The 15554-nt window shown below is 39.9% G+C and carries 12 protein-coding genes and 1 pseudogene; 3 read left to right on the top strand and 10 right to left on the bottom strand.

All coding sequences use genetic code 11. The features are described 5' to 3' along the window. Window positions 1–14: 14 nt before the first annotated feature. Window positions 15–1241 carry a TIGR03862 family flavoprotein gene (locus AC1M9P_RS03815; RefSeq protein ID WP_481586766.1) on the bottom strand — a complete coding sequence of 409 codons (1227 nt, stop codon included), beginning with the start codon at window positions 1239–1241 and terminating at the stop codon, window positions 15–17. Then, window positions 1238–1903, bottom strand: coding sequence for a class I SAM-dependent methyltransferase (locus tag AC1M9P_RS03810; RefSeq protein WP_481586815.1), 666 nt, complete (start codon window positions 1901–1903; stop codon window positions 1238–1240). The genes AC1M9P_RS03815 and AC1M9P_RS03810 overlap by 4 nt, the downstream gene beginning before the upstream one ends. Before the next feature lie 84 nt (window positions 1904–1987). Between AC1M9P_RS03810 and AC1M9P_RS03805 the strand changes: the two genes are divergently transcribed. Beyond that, window positions 1988–2167: a DNA gyrase inhibitor YacG gene (locus tag AC1M9P_RS03805; RefSeq protein ID WP_035264978.1), complete on the top strand. Its 180-nt coding sequence runs from the start codon at window positions 1988–1990 to the stop codon at window positions 2165–2167. 352 nt (window positions 2168–2519) lie between these two features. On the opposite strand, the gene AC1M9P_RS03800 is transcribed toward AC1M9P_RS03805, so the two are convergent. From AC1M9P_RS03800 to AC1M9P_RS03780, 5 genes are all read right to left on the bottom strand, one after another. Then, complete coding sequence (locus AC1M9P_RS03800) at window positions 2520–3164, bottom strand: MBL fold metallo-hydrolase (RefSeq protein WP_481586765.1); 645 nt, start codon at window positions 3162–3164, stop codon at window positions 2520–2522. A gap of 14 nt (window positions 3165–3178) precedes the next feature. Beyond that, window positions 3179–4195, bottom strand: coding sequence for a ferrochelatase (gene hemH / locus AC1M9P_RS03795; protein ID WP_035264970.1), 1017 nt, complete (start codon window positions 4193–4195; stop codon window positions 3179–3181). 125 nt (window positions 4196–4320) lie between these two features. Next, window positions 4321–5283 carry a DUF4062 domain-containing protein gene (locus AC1M9P_RS03790; RefSeq protein ID WP_481586764.1) on the bottom strand — a complete coding sequence of 321 codons (963 nt, stop codon included), beginning with the start codon at window positions 5281–5283 and terminating at the stop codon, window positions 4321–4323. A 72-nt stretch (window positions 5284–5355) separates the two neighbouring features. After that, window positions 5356–6240, bottom strand: a complete 885-nt coding sequence (gene murI / locus AC1M9P_RS03785) for a glutamate racemase (RefSeq protein ID WP_092768145.1) — start codon at window positions 6238–6240, stop codon at window positions 5356–5358. 49 nt (window positions 6241–6289) lie between these two features. After that, window positions 6290–6901, bottom strand: a complete 612-nt coding sequence (locus AC1M9P_RS03780; RefSeq protein ID WP_092768147.1) for a DUF1285 domain-containing protein — start codon at window positions 6899–6901, stop codon at window positions 6290–6292. A gap of 183 nt (window positions 6902–7084) precedes the next feature. Here AC1M9P_RS03780 and AC1M9P_RS03775 point away from each other — a divergent pair, with 183 nt between their 5' ends. Together AC1M9P_RS03775 and AC1M9P_RS03770 are read left to right on the top strand one after the other, a co-directional pair. Continuing rightward, window positions 7085–8797 carry an electron transfer flavoprotein-ubiquinone oxidoreductase gene (locus AC1M9P_RS03775; protein WP_481586763.1) on the top strand — a complete coding sequence of 571 codons (1713 nt, stop codon included), beginning with the start codon at window positions 7085–7087 and terminating at the stop codon, window positions 8795–8797. A 910-nt stretch (window positions 8798–9707) separates the two neighbouring features. Next, window positions 9708–10502: pseudogene (locus tag AC1M9P_RS03770) on the top strand (IS5 family transposase). Between the two features lie 187 nt (window positions 10503–10689). Here AC1M9P_RS03770 and AC1M9P_RS03765 read toward each other — a convergent pair. The 3 genes from AC1M9P_RS03765 to AC1M9P_RS03755 all read right to left on the bottom strand — a co-directional run bounded on the left by AC1M9P_RS03765 (window position 10690) and on the right by AC1M9P_RS03755 (window position 15531). After that, window positions 10690–11478 carry a hypothetical protein gene (locus AC1M9P_RS03765; RefSeq protein WP_481586762.1) on the bottom strand — a complete coding sequence of 263 codons (789 nt, stop codon included), beginning with the start codon at window positions 11476–11478 and terminating at the stop codon, window positions 10690–10692. A 118-nt stretch (window positions 11479–11596) separates the two neighbouring features. Further along, window positions 11597–12721: a DUF2515 family protein gene (locus tag AC1M9P_RS03760; RefSeq protein ID WP_481586761.1), complete on the bottom strand. Its 1125-nt coding sequence runs from the start codon at window positions 12719–12721 to the stop codon at window positions 11597–11599. Beyond that, window positions 12721–15531, bottom strand: coding sequence for a type VI secretion system Vgr family protein (locus AC1M9P_RS03755; RefSeq protein WP_481586760.1), 2811 nt, complete (start codon window positions 15529–15531; stop codon window positions 12721–12723). The genes AC1M9P_RS03760 and AC1M9P_RS03755 overlap by 1 nt, the downstream gene beginning before the upstream one ends. Window positions 15532–15554: the final 23 nt, after the last annotated feature.

Genomic DNA, 15554 nt, shown 5'->3' with positions numbered 1-15554 from the left:
AGACTAGCGCTTGGCTAGTCTTTTTCAACAGTTTTATTTAGGTATTCAATTACACCTAATCCTGCTGCTCGACCTGTTGCAAAACATGCTGTAAGTAAATAACCACCTGTCGGGGCATCCCAATCCAACATCTCTCCACAGCAGAAAACAATTGGATTACTTTTCAACTGTAACTGTTTAGTCAAGGCAATTTCCCGTACACCACCTGCGCAGCTAATGGCTTCTTCAATGGGTCTAAAACCGTCTAGTTTGATAGATAAATGTTTAATATGCTGAGCCATTTTCTCTGCAAACGCCCAATCATGCTTTGGGGTCAATTCACGTAATAAATTTGACTTTGCAGTGTCTAATCCCATTTTTCGCCAAATATTATTAATACTTTGTTTCTTAGCATTCTTAAGTTTAGAGATGATTTCATGCTCAGATAATTCTGGCAGTAAATCTAAATTTAAAACCATGAAATCTTGATCTTGCAATTGTGTTCGAAGTGCCCGACCATGCTTATAGACCAACCCACTCTCCAAACCATAGTGGGTGATCACGATATCACCCTTAGCTTTGGGCTGATGATCCACCCAAGCTTCAACTCGTTTGAGTGGCGAGCCAAATACAGGTTCCATATACGAAGACCAAGCTCTGACTACACCAGCATTACTCGGGGAAAACGCTTTTAACTCTTCTTTAGCCAACCATGACTGCCAAGCCCCATCACTACCCAACTGTGCCCATGACACAGCGCCACACGCCAATACAATCGCATCAAATTGCTCAGTTCGTATTGAATTGGATTGAGTATCAAAAACTGTCAGTTCATTTTGATTAAGCGCGGTAATTTGATGCCGATAATGAAAGTTGACCTTGGTATCTACTAAACTTTTTAACCAAGCACGCAGTAATGGAGCTGCTTTCATTTCATTGGGAAATATACGACCAGAGCTTCCAACATAGGATTCAATCCCTAGGTTTTTCATCCAATTTCGAATCCAACGCGCATCCCATTTTTTTACCCAAGGTGCAAGCCATTCGGCATGATCATAACGACCAATAAATTGATCGATAGGTTCGGCATGAGAAATATTTAAACCTGTTTTACCTGCCATCAAAAATTTACGTGCAGCTGAAGGCTTTTGTTCAAAAATATGAACTTCAAATGCAGGATGAGCAGATAAAACTTCAGCAGCCATTAAACCTGCCGGACCTGCGCCTACGATTGCGATTCGCTTTGAATATTCCAAATTCATAGATCATTCGTTTGTTGATTTTCAGAAGAGATCGGTATTTGCCCCTGCAGAGGCATAAAGTGATCGAAGCGAGTTTGGTACGCTTCAGGTTTTTGAATAATCAACTGCTGGCATAACTCACCACGTTCTAGATACTTCACTTCAAAATGCGTTCTTGCCGAAGTTGAAGGGATTCTTTCTTTAACATAAGAAAGGTTCCAAACATTAAGCAGTTGTTGCTCTGCCTCGTCGATATATTCAGGAATATTGCTGGCCAAAGTGATCGTACCATTCGATTGCAATCGAGACAGTAAAAATTCAAAAAAAGGCATATTCAACCAACGTTGCGCTGGATTATGAGGTTCAGGATTCGGATATAAAATAAAAAAATCTTCAACTTGCTGTGGAAATAGCGCATGTACGATCCAAGGGATTGCATCTGCATGTACAGGTCGCAAATTGGTTTGTCCCTCTAGTTGATGCTGTTTTTGCATCGCTAGAAATTTTTCTCTAGTTCGTTCAATCGCGATTAGTTGTCTTTGCGGATTTTGTTGCGTAAACAATAAAGCATGTTTACCTTTACCCGCCCCAATCTCAACACATAGTGGTTCAGCTAGAATCGGTTGAAAGTCGCGTGGCGCATGCATACGCTGTGCTTGAAATTGACGAATCGGCATAATCAGATCAAACTTATGAAAACGCGACAAGTCTAGCAACTCTAGATGCTTTTGCCTATTTTAGCTGTTTTATTTTACTAGGATTCATTTATGCCAAAAACATTTCCGTGCCCACGCTGTGGACAGCCTAGTCAATGGACTGGCAATGAATTTCGTCCATTTTGTTCTGAACGATGCAAACTTATCGATTTAGGGGCTTGGGCAAACGATGAATATCGCCTTCCAACACAGGATTCTCCTCAAGCTGATCAAGGCGAATATCATGAATAATGCCAACTTTGCTCAATATTAAAAAAAATAATTCAATTATATTTACACAACCAAAAAAATTAGCTTTTTTAAGAAAACTCGATAAATGTGATTTTATTTAAGTTTGTGTTGTGATATTGTGATGACAATCACATTAAAACAACAATTCTACTTTCATAAATACATGAGACTTTATAAATTCACATTCATACTCAGTATAATTTTAACTTGCCTAGGCCTCCTTTTTGCAGGTCTAGGCATTTATCAACATGATTTCGTCTTGATTTTAATCTCTGCACTATTTGTGTTAGCCGCTGCCCTTCTATTTTTGGAATTGAATGATATCAATCGAGATCACTTTTTTCGTTTTTAATTAACCAGCTTTACCTGCCACAAACGGGTTAAACTTTTTCTCATAGCCAATGGTACTGATTGGACCATGCCCTGAAATAAACTGTGTTTCATCTGGCAAACTAAAACATTCTCTCTCAATCGAATCCAGCAACTGTTGATGATTTCCCTTGGGAAAATCTGTTCGACCAATTGAACCCTTGAAAAGAACATCGCCAGTCCATAACAAGCCATAGTTAGCATTATAGAACATGACGTGGCCAGGCGTATGACCGGGAGCGAATCGAACCTCAAAGGACTCTTCTCCTAATTTTAAAGTTTCACCACCTTCAAGCCACTGATCAACCACAACAGGCTCTGGAATCGGAAAACCATATCGTGCTGAAACTTCCTGAATCATATCTAACCAAAATGCATCTTCTTTATGAGGACCAATTACTGGAATACCCCACTCTCGCGCCAATGCTCCAACCGCGCCAGCATGATCAAGGTGACCATGAGTTAGCCATAACTCCTTCACTGTTAAGCCTAACTCTTGCACAACTTGCATAATTTTTTCAGGCTCACCACCTGCATCAATTAACACAGCTTCTTTGGTCTCTTGATCCCAAACCAATGAACAATTTTGCTGAAATGCTGTCACAGGAATAATTTTAACTTGAAGCATAGGAACCTTTAAATTTACGCAGAATGTTGGAGGGTAATCTTGAGTGCATCCAGTTGAGCTTCTACTAAATCGACCAACAAATCAATATGTGCTGCATCAGTGTTTAACGCTGGAATATAGGCATAGTCTTTCCCGCCCGCTGTTTTAAAGGTTTCGGCATTTTCCACAGCCAACTCTTCTAAAGTCTCTAAGCAATCTGCTGAAAAAGCAGGGCTGAGAACATGGACAGATTGAACTCCTTGTTGTCCCCACTCAGTCAGCAACGCATCTGTATATGGCTTGACCCACTCTTGTTTACCGAATCGTGATTGGAAGCTGATAGCCCATTCATCGTCACGTAATCCCAGAGCCTCTGCGACTTTTTTCGCTGTAACCCTACAACGGTCGGCATATGGATCACCTTTATCTGCATAAGGCTGAGGAATCCCATGGAAAGACATTAATAATTTTTCCGCTTTACCGTGTTGCGCCTGAAAAACCTGAACACTCTTTGCCAAAGCCTGAATAAATTTTGGATGTTGATAATAATCGCGTATTAAACTTAAGCCAGGTAAATTTCTCTGCGTTAAAACCCATTTCGCCAATGCATCATACAAAGGTGCTGTAGATGTCGCTGAATATTGAGGAAAAAGTGGAAATAAAATGACGTGATCTTGCGGTGTCTGAGTAAGTTTTTTTAGAACCTCATGAATACTAGGATGACCATAAGTCATCGCAGGAACGACCTGAACATCAAAATCTGGATAATCTTGAATAACTTTTTGACGGATTAAATCTGTTTGCTTCAACAGAATTTCACGCATAGGGGAATCTCCATTCCACACCTGCGCATATGCTTCAGAAACATGCTTTGGTCGAAATGGTAAAACAAAACAATGTAAGATAATTTTCCACAAAAACGATGGAATCTCAATCACACGCTGATCAGATAAAAACTGCTTTAGAAAAGTTCGTACCGCAGGCACTGTAGGGGCATCTGGTGTTCCCAAGTTGGCAATAATTACGGTGATTTTCGGCTTTAACTCAGACATCTGATCCACATCAATTCACTGTTTAATTAAGAAATACTTTATCAGAGTCTAAGTAAATTCGGCGTGATTTTATGATTGCTTTTTAAAATGTGAATGAAAGAGAAAAACTATCATATGAACTTGATCTATTTATTCATGCATTTCCATAACATCCGCTGACGATCATCTCGTCCTACAGGAACGATCCATTCATTATTACGCATTTGTTGCTTGATGGTATGCAATGCACGTACATTAATCTGTGCTCTAGATACCATATGTGCCTTAGGAAGTTGCAATTGAGCATCGACCAGCCCCGTATCAGTCAAATACTGATTCAACACTTTAGAATAAAAATCTTCTGGTGTTGCTTGGGAAAATTGAGACTCAAGAACAGTATAAATTTCATGCCATCGCATGGAACGTATACAAATAATTTCTTTAAAATGACTATCAACATAGGCATGCATACGATAATCAAAACTGAATTGATCATCCCACTCTATTCTAGGCAAAGATAGAAAAGGATCGACTTCAGATTTGGCTTGTTCCATTTTTGCTTGTGCCAGCTGAGCTCTTAATCGATCAATCTCATCTTGTTTTGCTTGAATGCTTTGTGGTCTTACCCAACCCAAAACAGGGTAACGTTCAAGCATTTGAGGCATATGAGACCTGAGTGCTAGCTCTAATTCACGAGCACTTTTAAAAAATACGACCTGATCAACTTCTCGAATGATCTGTTGACGGAAATTTTGAAAGCGCTGTTGAAGATCCACTTCATGCTCTCGTAAATGCTCCTCACGCGATTCTGGCTGTTCATGCATAAATACAATAATGGGCTTTTGCTTAGTCACGGCATAGATATATTCCAAGTGCATGTAACTAATACCAGAGACAGATTGCTCACCATACTGGCTTCCTAAAAGCAGAAGTACATAATCACAATCATCAATTTGACGGCGTGCAAAAGCGGTTGTTACAGGTGTTCTTTGTTCTAAACCCCATGAAAAAAAACCCATACCGATCAGCGTTTGAGACACAACCATACGCTCTGGCTGCATCTCTTTACCAGAAGTTGTAATAAACACTTGGTAACGCTTATCTAGCATGCCTTAATCCAATCCTGCATCTAGGTAAAAATGCCTTACTCATAAGGCTTAAAATATATAGCTTGATATTGATCATTCTTCTTCGAATGTATCAGTTAAATTTTCAATTGACCATAGTATTTCATGCCCGATCATATTTTGAAGTACAGGCTGAAGTTCAAGCGCATTTCCGCCACTGACGACACAACGTAACTGCACTGATTTGTCATATGGTTGAGTTGCATTGAATTTATTTTTGATAAGGACTCTTGCTGTTTGGCGTGCAACAGCAAATCCAGAATCAACCAAAGTCAGTCGCTCTGCATAAAGATGCTCAATTGCAGATTTTAAAAATGGATAATGCGTACAACCCAACACCAAATAATCGGCTTGATCTTGCATGACGGGATCAAGTACTCGTTGTAATGTTGCAATACAGGCTTGCGAATTTTGTTGCCCAGCTTCCACGAAAGGAACCAAATCCAAACTGGTGACTTGATGAACTTTAACGCCTAAAGGATCTGCAAAATTCTGCATTACATCCTTGATTAACTGGCCTCTAAAAGTCGCTGGAGTCGCCAATACAGCTACCACTTTAGACTGTGTCTGTAACACTGCAGGTTTTAACGCAGGAACCAACCCAATGATCGGAAATCGCTCACCATAATGCGTCCTTAAGTAATCCAGACTAAAAGCTGATGCCGTATTACACGCAACAACCGCAACTTTACATCCTTGACGATACAACCACTCGATTGCATGTGCTGTGAGCTGACGAATATCTTGATCTTCGCGCGGACCATAAGGGACATGAGCTGTATCTGCATAGTAAAGGATATGCTCATTGGGTAAATATTTTGCTATTTCCAATGCAACAGATAAACCACCAATACCCGAGTCGAAAATCCCAATAGGGGCATGTTCAAGTGCATGAGGCATAGGCTCATTAGAGCTCGGTTGGGGTAAAATTGCAGACATCTCAACGACTACTTTTATAATGCTTAAATGAATGGGCTAAGCTTAAACCTCAAGTCCCTAATTGCAATAGCAGATTACCACTTTTTAAATTCAAAACTGATTCACCTTGCTCATTTTCGCTCAACTCCCCCATTTCAACTAAATGAAAAAAAGCTGAACGTTGTATCAATGCGTTGATGCCAAAGCGCACATGCACATAAGGACGCATCTCTCCTTGAAAATCACGCATAAAGATTGGATGATCTTGATCCACAATAATGAGATCTTGAGTGGTCGTTGTTAGCTGTAGATAGGAAAGCCCTTGAATCTCGACTTGATCTACCTGATTGACCAATAAAGGTTCATCTTCGACTTCAATTTCGATTTGCTCAACGGGTGTTTTTAAGTAAAATTTGTTGTCTTCTTTCCACAGTACTGTCGAGAATAGGTCAATGAGGCTTTGTCTTTTAATCAATTGACCTTCGTGCCACCATTCACCATTCGCTTTTACTTTCAAATCCATTGAGCCACAATGCTTTGGGTTCCATTGTTCAAGAGGTGGGATTGACCTTTTGTGACTTGACTGTGCATCTTTTAGATATTGTACGATATTGATTAAGTTTTTATCATCAGGTACAAGTGAATCAGGCTGTGCTGTTATAGAATCATTTTGTTTTACCATGGTTTATGCCCTGCTGACGGAAAATAAAGCGACTCAGCCAATTGGCTTGATCAAGGTTTGAACCTATACTAGCGCAAAATATATAAAAGGTACGAGAGCAAAATTGTACCTGCAACTAAGAACACTCATGGCAGCACCGTCGGAATTATCGGTTGCCACCCTTTACTTTATGAGGAGTCCTTTATGGAACACATCGAACGTGAATCGATGGAGTTTGACGTTGTAATCGTTGGAGCGGGCCCTGCGGGTCTTTCAGCTGCGATCAAAATCCGTCAACTTGCAATTGAAAACAACCTCAACGATTTATCTGTATGTGTCGTTGAAAAAGGCTCTGAAGTAGGTGCGCATATTCTTTCTGGTGCTGTGCTTGAACCACGCGCTATTAATGAATTGTTCCCAAATTGGAAAGAAGAAGGTGCGCCTTTAAACGTACCTGTTACAGAAGATGAAACGTACTTCCTTCTTTCAGATCAAAAATCTCAAAAAATGCCTCATGCTTTTGTGCCTAAAACTATGCACAACGACGGTAACTATGTCATCTCTCTGGGTAACGTCGTACGCTGGTTAGGACAAAAAGCTGAAGAGCTTGAAGTATCCATTTTCCCGGGCTTCGCAGCAGCGGAAATTCTGTATCATGCTGATGGTACTGTAAAAGGTATCCAAACAGGTGATATGGGTATTGGTAAAGATGGTGAGCCAACACATAACTTTACACCAGGCTATGAGCTCCATGCGAAATACACTTTATTCGCTGAAGGCTGCCGTGGTCACTTAGGTAAACGGCTAATCGCTCAATTCGGCTTAGATAAAGACGCTGATCCTCAACATTACGGTATCGGTATTAAAGAACTTTGGGAAATCGATCCAGCGAAGCACAAACCAGGTAAAGTCATGCACGGTGCGGGTTGGCCTTTAACTGAAACTGGTTCATCTGGTGGTTGGTGGTTATATCACGCTGAAAATAACCAAGTATCATTGGGTATGATTGTCGACTTATCTTACCAAAACCCTCATATGTATCCATTCATGGAAATGCAACGTTGGAAAACACATCCATTAATTAAAGATGTATTGGAAGGCGGTAAACGTATTTCTTACGGTGCACGTGCAGTAGTTAAAGGTGGTTTTAACTCTCTTCCTAAATTCACCTTCCCAGGTGGAAGCTTAATTGGTGATGATGCTGGCTTCTTGAACTTTGCAAAAATTAAAGGTTCACACACTGCTATGAAATCAGGCATGTTATGTGGTGAGGCTGTATTTGAAGCAATTAAAGCTGGTGTAGAAAAAGGCGGCGACCTTGCAATTGCTCGTGTAACTGAAGGCGAAGATTTCTTTGCTAAAGAGTTAACGTCATATACAGAGAAATTTAACAACAGTTGGTTAAAAGAAGAGTTATATAATGCTCGTAACTTTGGCCCTGCAATGCATAAGTTTGGTACATTCTTCGGTGGCGCATTCAACTTTATCGATCAAAATGTATTTAAAGTTCCGTTCACTTTACGTGATTTGACACCTGATTACAGTGCTTTAAAAACTGTTGATGCAGTGAACTTCAAACCAAACTATTCAAAACCAGATGGTAAGCTTACATTTGACCGTTTATCTTCAGTGTTTGTTTCGAATACAGTACACGAAGAAAATCAGCCAGCGCATTTAAAATTAACTGATCCATCAATTCCAGTAAACGTTAACCTTCCTCAATGGGATGAGCCTGCTCAGCGTTACTGCCCTGCTGGCGTATACGAAATCATGGAAAATGATGATGGTTCTAAGCGTTTCCAAATTAATGCTGCGAACTGTGTTCACTGTAAGACTTGTGATATTAAAGATCCGTCACAAAATATTACTTGGGTTGTACCTGAGGGTGCGGGTGGTCCGAACTATCCGAATATGTAATCTCGTTTGAGATCAAAAAACCCGCGTAAGCGGGTTTTTTTATATTATTTAGATAAAATGGCTAATCAATAAGATTGTTATTCAATTTATTTTAAGTAATGTTCCTTCTAAATCCATCTATAATAGACCGTAATATACTATATAAAGACACAATCCAAGATATTAATAATATTATTTTATAATTAAATTATATTTTTTATTAAATTCGGTGACTCCATCCATAATACCACCTCTAAACTCACCTTTAATTACAATTTCGTAACTACCTTCAACTTTTGGAACACCTTGTATACTTATTAAGTTTTTATCAAATGGAGAATCTCCTTCAATTGTGATATCAAGTCCTGAGCTACTAGGCAAATTTGTATAAAAACTGATATCTAAAATATTAATATCTTCAATTTTTATTGTTTCTTTATAATATTTATTTAATTCAGCTTGCTTAAGATCAATTTTATTAAAAGCAAGCTTGTGGCTGCATGCTATTATAAAAATACTGAAAATATAATTCCCAATATATTATTTTTTTCATAACTATCTACTCACAACATAAATTCCGAAAATTTGACTACATAATTCAGATAAAGTCATGATTTTTTTCACCCCAAATAAATATTTTGAACTCTACTATTTATTTCGGATTACCTAATTTTGATTTACGAAAATATCTAATATATCAAATAAAAAACCACTAATATTATCTATTACTTCACCTTTAACTAGTTTTAGTTATCGTTAAAGCGATGCAACCTATTTACTAAATTATTAAAAACAAGCCAGCTACAATAATAATTTTGATATATAATTGATTCATCACAACTATTAACAAATAACCCATTTACTTTAGATTTAAAGTGGCTTTGTTGCACAAACCTAGCCTAGAAGATTTATTCAGTCCTATAATTTCAAAATGAATAAACCTACTCCTAAAATCTATCGTACCACTAACTGGTCTTCCTACAATCGTGCCCTTATTAACCGAGGAAATATTTCCATTTGGTTTGATCCAAACACTCAGTAGTATGCACAACCACAAGCCCAGCAAGGTCGAAGTCAAACTTACTCAGACACCGCTATTCAATGCTGTTTAATGATCAAATCTTTATTCAGACTCTCTTTACGCATGGTCACAGGTTTTGTTCAAAGCTTGATTAAACTCTCTGGATTAAATTGGATAGCGCCAGATTATTCGACCATACGGAGAAGGCAAAAGTATATTGATATTGCGATTAGCTATCAAAAAAGTAGCGATGGGCTACATCTACTCGTAGACTCAACTGGCTTGAAGTTTCTAGGTGAGGGTGAGTGGAAACGTAAGAAACATGGACCTGAATATCGTCGCCAATGGCGTAAGCTTCATATTGGTATCGATGCTAAAACCCTACAAATACGTGCAGTACAACTCACTACAAACAATGTGAGCGATTCGCAAGTACTCGGTGATTTACTTTCTCAAATTCCCTTAGATGAACGAATTGATTCGGTCTATACCGATGGTGCTTATGACACGAAGCACTGCAGACAAGTCATTTTAGATCGAGATGCACATGCAGTCATTCCACCTAGGAAGAATGCAAAGCCTTGGAAAGATAAGCAATTGAGATCTTTAGAACGGAATGAATTACTGAAAACAGTTAAACGTCTAGGAACTCAGTTTTTATCTTTCCTAGGTTTGCATTTTTTCTTAGCGAAACTACTGCAGTAATTTTGTGCACCATTGAGTCTGAAGATCGAAACAAATCGAAATATTTCCACGATTAATTAAAACTTTTTATTGTAATTAGGCCAGTTGGATGTCGAATAGATTTTAAGTGTGGGCTTACTCGTCTCACAATTATATTGCTAAATTAAACCTAACAAACAACTTTGTGAAACAAAGCCCACCAAATATCCTATTGCATATATTGCCAAACATCAGGGTCTACATAGCTGTCATCAATATGATAGCCTTCCAGTTTAATTTTTTCTTCCCTAAATTTACGATCTTTTTCATTGTCTCTTCTTTCATCTAAAAAGGCTTGTTTTAACTGTTCTGCTGTCATTTCATCTGAGTTAGAAATAGCATTAAAACCACTATATCTAAAGTGCTCAAAACCATATCTAACAACATATTGTTCTTTTTCATCGTCTTTATGAGTTCTAGAAAGAGATATTCCTAAATTAATATTACTATTATATAAATCAAAAAACATATGATCATTGGTCATATTCAACATTTCTTGCCACTCTTTAAAACTTAAAATATAGCTTGGATCAATAACCTTCCCCATATGCTTTCTCATATATTTTAGATTATCTTGTTTATCTATACGTTCAGTAAAAGGTAAATAGTACTGTTTCCAGTTTTTCTCATTCATTTGCTTCATAAGTTTGACATAAGCGTTATATGCATCTTCTCTAGTCGTATATTCATTAGCATGTAAACTAGCGGTTACATCCATAATCAAAACACCATCATTGCCCATTCGCGCAACTTGCGTCCCCATTACACTAATAACATTATCAATTTCAAAGTTACTTTTTTCAGTCACAATTTTAACCTGTCCCAGTTTGGGCGGTCTCCAATCTAGTGACAAAAAACTCATCCCCGCAGGTTGGCGATCTATCGGCGCATTACTATATTGAACAAAATCTTTTAAACCTTGCTGTCCAAAATGTAAAATAGCACTTTGTGGTGGCATGATTTCATTTCCTTCACTTTTCGTATTTGGAGTACATGCCAATAATAGGCAACATATCGAAAATCCAAAAATTAAACTTAGATAATTTTTCATATTGAAACTTTTGTTAAAAAAATCGTTATTTTTTCCCTTCATTACTACTTGGATGTATTCCAAAGAGAAAGTTTGCTTTGCTCTGACTCCACCCCGTTATTGTTTTTAATTCCTGATGTAAAAAGGCACGCCCTTTATCATCCAACATTAAACGGTGATATTTTTCAGCGGCTTTTTTAATCCAAATCATACGACTATCGTAATTCTCCGCCTTTGTATCACTAAAAGGTGAAATATAAACTTCTTCAGGCAGTTCGCTAGCTCGCTTAGCCTTATCACTACTAGAGAACCAGCCCTCTTTAACTTCATCCACATCATAATCGCTTGACAAAACTAAGGTTGCATCTGGCATTGCCCAGCCCATATACCAGCTTCTTTGCTTCTCTGCCCCCCATTTCGCGGAAGCCTTATTCCAAACAACAGGTTGCAAGATATTAAATTGTTCCTGAACTGCAATAGCCATTAAATGAGCAAATAATTGAGTTTTAGCATTAGTATATTTTTGCTTTTCAGATTTTGCTTGTAAAAAAATAGCCTCTATTTCAGGCAACAAAGCAAAAGCATTTTTGATTTGCTTTGTACTTCCTAAGTAATTAATCTCTGGCAAACAACTTGACCATGGTAGATTCATGACTTCTTTTTTTATATGAGTAAATTTTGAAATATTTCTTTGGGTTCTACAACTATCAAAGGTTTTTGATGAAGTGCTCCAAGCATAATGCCAAGGGGCAATATCCATAAATAGCCACAAATTCCCTAAAGCAAAAAGATCGATTGGTTCTTTTATAGTATCTACAATAATAGGAGCAGAATAACCTGTCTGACTTCCCCAATGATCAAAAACATTAGCAACTGTTTTAGATGCAAATGCACCCAAACCCATCCAGTAATAACGACCTTTTAAATTTACATTACCATTTATCTCTTTTTCTAAGAAAATTTTAGCGTATGCTGCCGCTATTCTTCTTGCTCGTGCTTCATAACCTTCTTCAAGTCTATATAAGTTTTGTTTAGCATCTTTTAAATTTGAAAGACGCTGCATCGCTACTTGCTGATATACTTCCCAAAAAGTCAAACAATCACACTGTGCTATTTTGCAACTATTTTCAGTCGTATTGGTATTACTTTTCCAGTCTAGATCACCTCCCATTATTCCACATCTCCTTCGCTCTCAACTACCTCTAAAGTCATCCAGTTTAAATTCAATGTTAAACCTTCTTCGCCTTTGGTATTAATACGTTTAGATTTACCTTTATTATCCGCTTGTGCAATAAATTCTTGATCACTCGTAGAAACCTTATAGTCAATAAACTTCATAGGCTCACCCGACGGCAAAAGGATTTGGAATTTTTCATTATATATTTCATATGCAGGTAGTCCTTGCATATTAAATCCAACGTCTGCTCCCCCCACAAACAAATGCTGTCCTGCCTTAACCTCAAACTTACCGCCAGTCGTAGGAAATACCCCTGAAGCATTTATTTTTAGCTGTGAACCACCTGCGGTCAGTACAATTTCTTTCGCACTGGTGATGTCGACATTTGCCTCCGTCGAAATAATCTGCACCCCCTTTCTGGCAATCAGATCCGCGCCATCCCCTTGAGCTTGAATCTCAATCTTCCCTTTCCCTGCATACAGTCGTGCTCCTTCTTGAGCGGCAAATAAGCTGATCTTTTTGCTGGCATGGCTAAGTATGCTGTCTTGGGTACTGGTGTTGATGCTTCCTTGTGCAATTTGGTTGATCTGTCCATCTGCACTGAGGTGGATGTCTTCGTTACTTTCTACGGCAATTGAACTTGGTGAAGCCAAAAGCATGATCGCTTGTTTGAAGGCCGCGGCTTTGCTTTGGTCTTCGCTCTCTAAGTTCTTGAGATAGCCCTGTAGGTTTTCGAGTAAGCTCAGTGGATCAGTTTGTTGATTTTTTGCCACTTCACTTAAGGCTTTGGCGTTGTTTAAGCTACTTTCGAGTTGTTGTTTGGCTTCGCTTGCATCGAGATGGTTTGCTTTGGCTTGTTCTTGTTTGTAGGTGGAGATGAGTATGCCTTCGCCTGCTCGTACTGCACCCCATTGGTCAGTTCTGAGTTCGAAGCCTTCGCCTCGTCCTTCACTTTCTGCGGTTGCTTTGGGATGACTGAGATTCCCTAGGTTGAGTTGGCTCGCCCCGTGGGTGTTTTGCAGTTGGGTGGAGATTTGTCCTGTGGTGTCATCAAAGCGGAGTTGTCCATAGCCTTCGCCTTGGACTTCTTTACTTTTAATCCCTGCGAGTTTTTTGGTGTCCGGCAGTTGGCCTTGACTGTCAAATCGGGTTGGGCTGCGTTGGGCTTCATGTAGGCGGCCCACCACAAAGGGACGGTCGATGTTGCCGTCAAAGAAGTCGATAACTACGATTTCATTGATTCGAGGAAGGAAGCGTGCACCATAGCCTTCGCCTGCCCATGGGGTCAGTACATCGACCCAAGCTGAATCGGTGTCGTTGTTGTTACTGCCGGCACCGCCATCAAATTGGTGGTCTTCTGCTCGGGTAAATAGGAAGCGTACTTTGATGCGTCCCCATTCATCGACATGGATTTCTTCTTCTGCAGGTCCCACCACTTTGGCGCGTTGCGGATGGGTGCTGGGTCGATGTTGTAAGGGGTTGTATTCGGGTACGGTTTTGATGTTGCGTCGTTGTAGGATGAGTTCGCTGGCTTGGCGTTCTTGGTCCGTGTGGGTTGCTTGGTTGGTGTTTGTCTTGTGTTTTGGCGTCCATTGGCTGCGTTGTAGCAGTTGTTGGACTTGTTGGTCTAAGTCTTTGGGTAGGTTGTTTTGGTTGTAGTAGCGTTTGCCTACAATGAGGAATTCCTGGTCAGCTCCGCTGTGTTGTGCAATTTCTGGGTGTCCATCGAGTCTGAACCAGTAGCCGACTTGACTGTCTCTGACGCTGGCTTTGGCGATGAATTGTTTGCTTTGTCCGGCGTAGTAGTCGCTGAGGTGTTGGTTGAGTTTTTCGACTTGGCTGTTGCCTGAGGCGGTGGCTTGGTCTTCGCCTTTGAGGTCTTGGATCCATGCAGGGCTGATGTGCCATGCTTGTTCGAGGCCTAGGCTGGCATTGTCTTGGTGGTCACTGTGTTGGTGTTTGCTTTGTACTGAGCCTGCGCCTTCTTCTTGTTCGAGGGCTGTGGCTTGCCAGCGTTGTAGGTGGACTGCAGTGGGCTGTAGGCTGCGTTGTCCGATAAAGCTGGTAATGGTATCAAATTGTTCTGTCGCATCACTACGGTGGTAGCGGATGTTGCGTCGGTTAAGGGCTTGGTATTGGCTGTTGTCGTCAATCAGGCGGAGCTTTTGTGCTTCGATCGGGCTGTTGTTGCTCGGTACAATCGGTTGGGCTTCATCAATGAGCCAGTTAATGCCTTCACTGCGTAGTAAACGAGTCAGAAAGTCGTAGTCGCTTTCGTTGCTTTGCATGATGAAGGGGCGGATGTCGTATTGTTGTTGTAGTCCACTGTGGTCTAGGCTAAGGCTAGAGGCAAAGAGTGGGCTTTTGTTTTGCCATTCTTCAAAGAGGATTTCCACCACTTCGACCACGGATTTGTTCATAAATACGCGGCTGTTGCGGCGTTTGTGCCAAAGTGAAGTTGCATCGTTAAGCGTAAGTTTGTAGAGGGTCAGTGCTCCATCGCTTTGTCCTTGTGAGGCTTCGGTGATGATGCCAGTGGTTCTAAACAGGGTTCCTTGATCAGTGACTTGATCGACGGCCACTTGTGTGCCGATGAATTGTTTGAGTGGAATTAAGGCATTGGTCGAGAGACAGATGAGTTCTGCTTGCACGCCTTCGTTAAGGACATGGCTGCCATCGATGCGTTGTAGGAAGACTTGGCTATTCAGTTGTGAATGACTGAATTGGATGTGGAGGGCTCTGTTTTGGGCGGTTAGACCGAGCTGTTCAATCGCACCCTGAATATTATTGATGAAATTCTTCATGTCAAAATGAGTTAATCATTATT

The sequence above is a fragment of the Acinetobacter sp. 25-47-122 genome (genome assembly GCF_056779695.1).
This window is presented reverse-complemented; position numbering and strand designations above follow the sequence as displayed.

Excerpts from the sequence above, each read along its gene's own strand:
- hemH (WP_035264970.1), bottom strand. The coding sequence starts at position 4,195 with ATGTCTGAGTTAAAGCCGAAAATCACCGTAATTATTGCCAACTTGGGA.
- AC1M9P_RS03755 (WP_481586760.1), bottom strand. The coding sequence starts at position 15,531 with ATGAAGAATTTCATCAATAATATTCAGGGTGCGATTGAACAGCTCGGT.
- AC1M9P_RS03815 (WP_481586766.1), bottom strand. The coding sequence starts at position 1,241 with ATGAATTTGGAATATTCAAAGCGAATCGCAATCGTAGGCGCAGGTCCG.
- AC1M9P_RS03775 (WP_481586763.1), top strand. The coding sequence starts at position 7,085 with ATGGAACACATCGAACGTGAATCGATGGAGTTTGACGTTGTAATCGTT.
- murI (WP_092768145.1), bottom strand. The coding sequence starts at position 6,240 with ATGTCTGCAATTTTACCCCAACCGAGCTCTAATGAGCCTATGCCTCAT.
- AC1M9P_RS03780 (WP_092768147.1), bottom strand. The coding sequence starts at position 6,901 with ATGGTAAAACAAAATGATTCTATAACAGCACAGCCTGATTCACTTGTA.
- AC1M9P_RS03765 (WP_481586762.1), bottom strand. The coding sequence starts at position 11,478 with ATGCCACCACAAAGTGCTATTTTACATTTTGGACAGCAAGGTTTAAAA.
- AC1M9P_RS03790 (WP_481586764.1), bottom strand. The coding sequence starts at position 5,283 with ATGCTAGATAAGCGTTACCAAGTGTTTATTACAACTTCTGGTAAAGAG.
- AC1M9P_RS03760 (WP_481586761.1), bottom strand. The coding sequence starts at position 12,721 with ATGGGAGGTGATCTAGACTGGAAAAGTAATACCAATACGACTGAAAAT.
- AC1M9P_RS03805 (WP_035264978.1), top strand. The coding sequence starts at position 1,988 with ATGCCAAAAACATTTCCGTGCCCACGCTGTGGACAGCCTAGTCAATGG.
- AC1M9P_RS03800 (WP_481586765.1), bottom strand. The coding sequence starts at position 3,164 with ATGCTTCAAGTTAAAATTATTCCTGTGACAGCATTTCAGCAAAATTGT.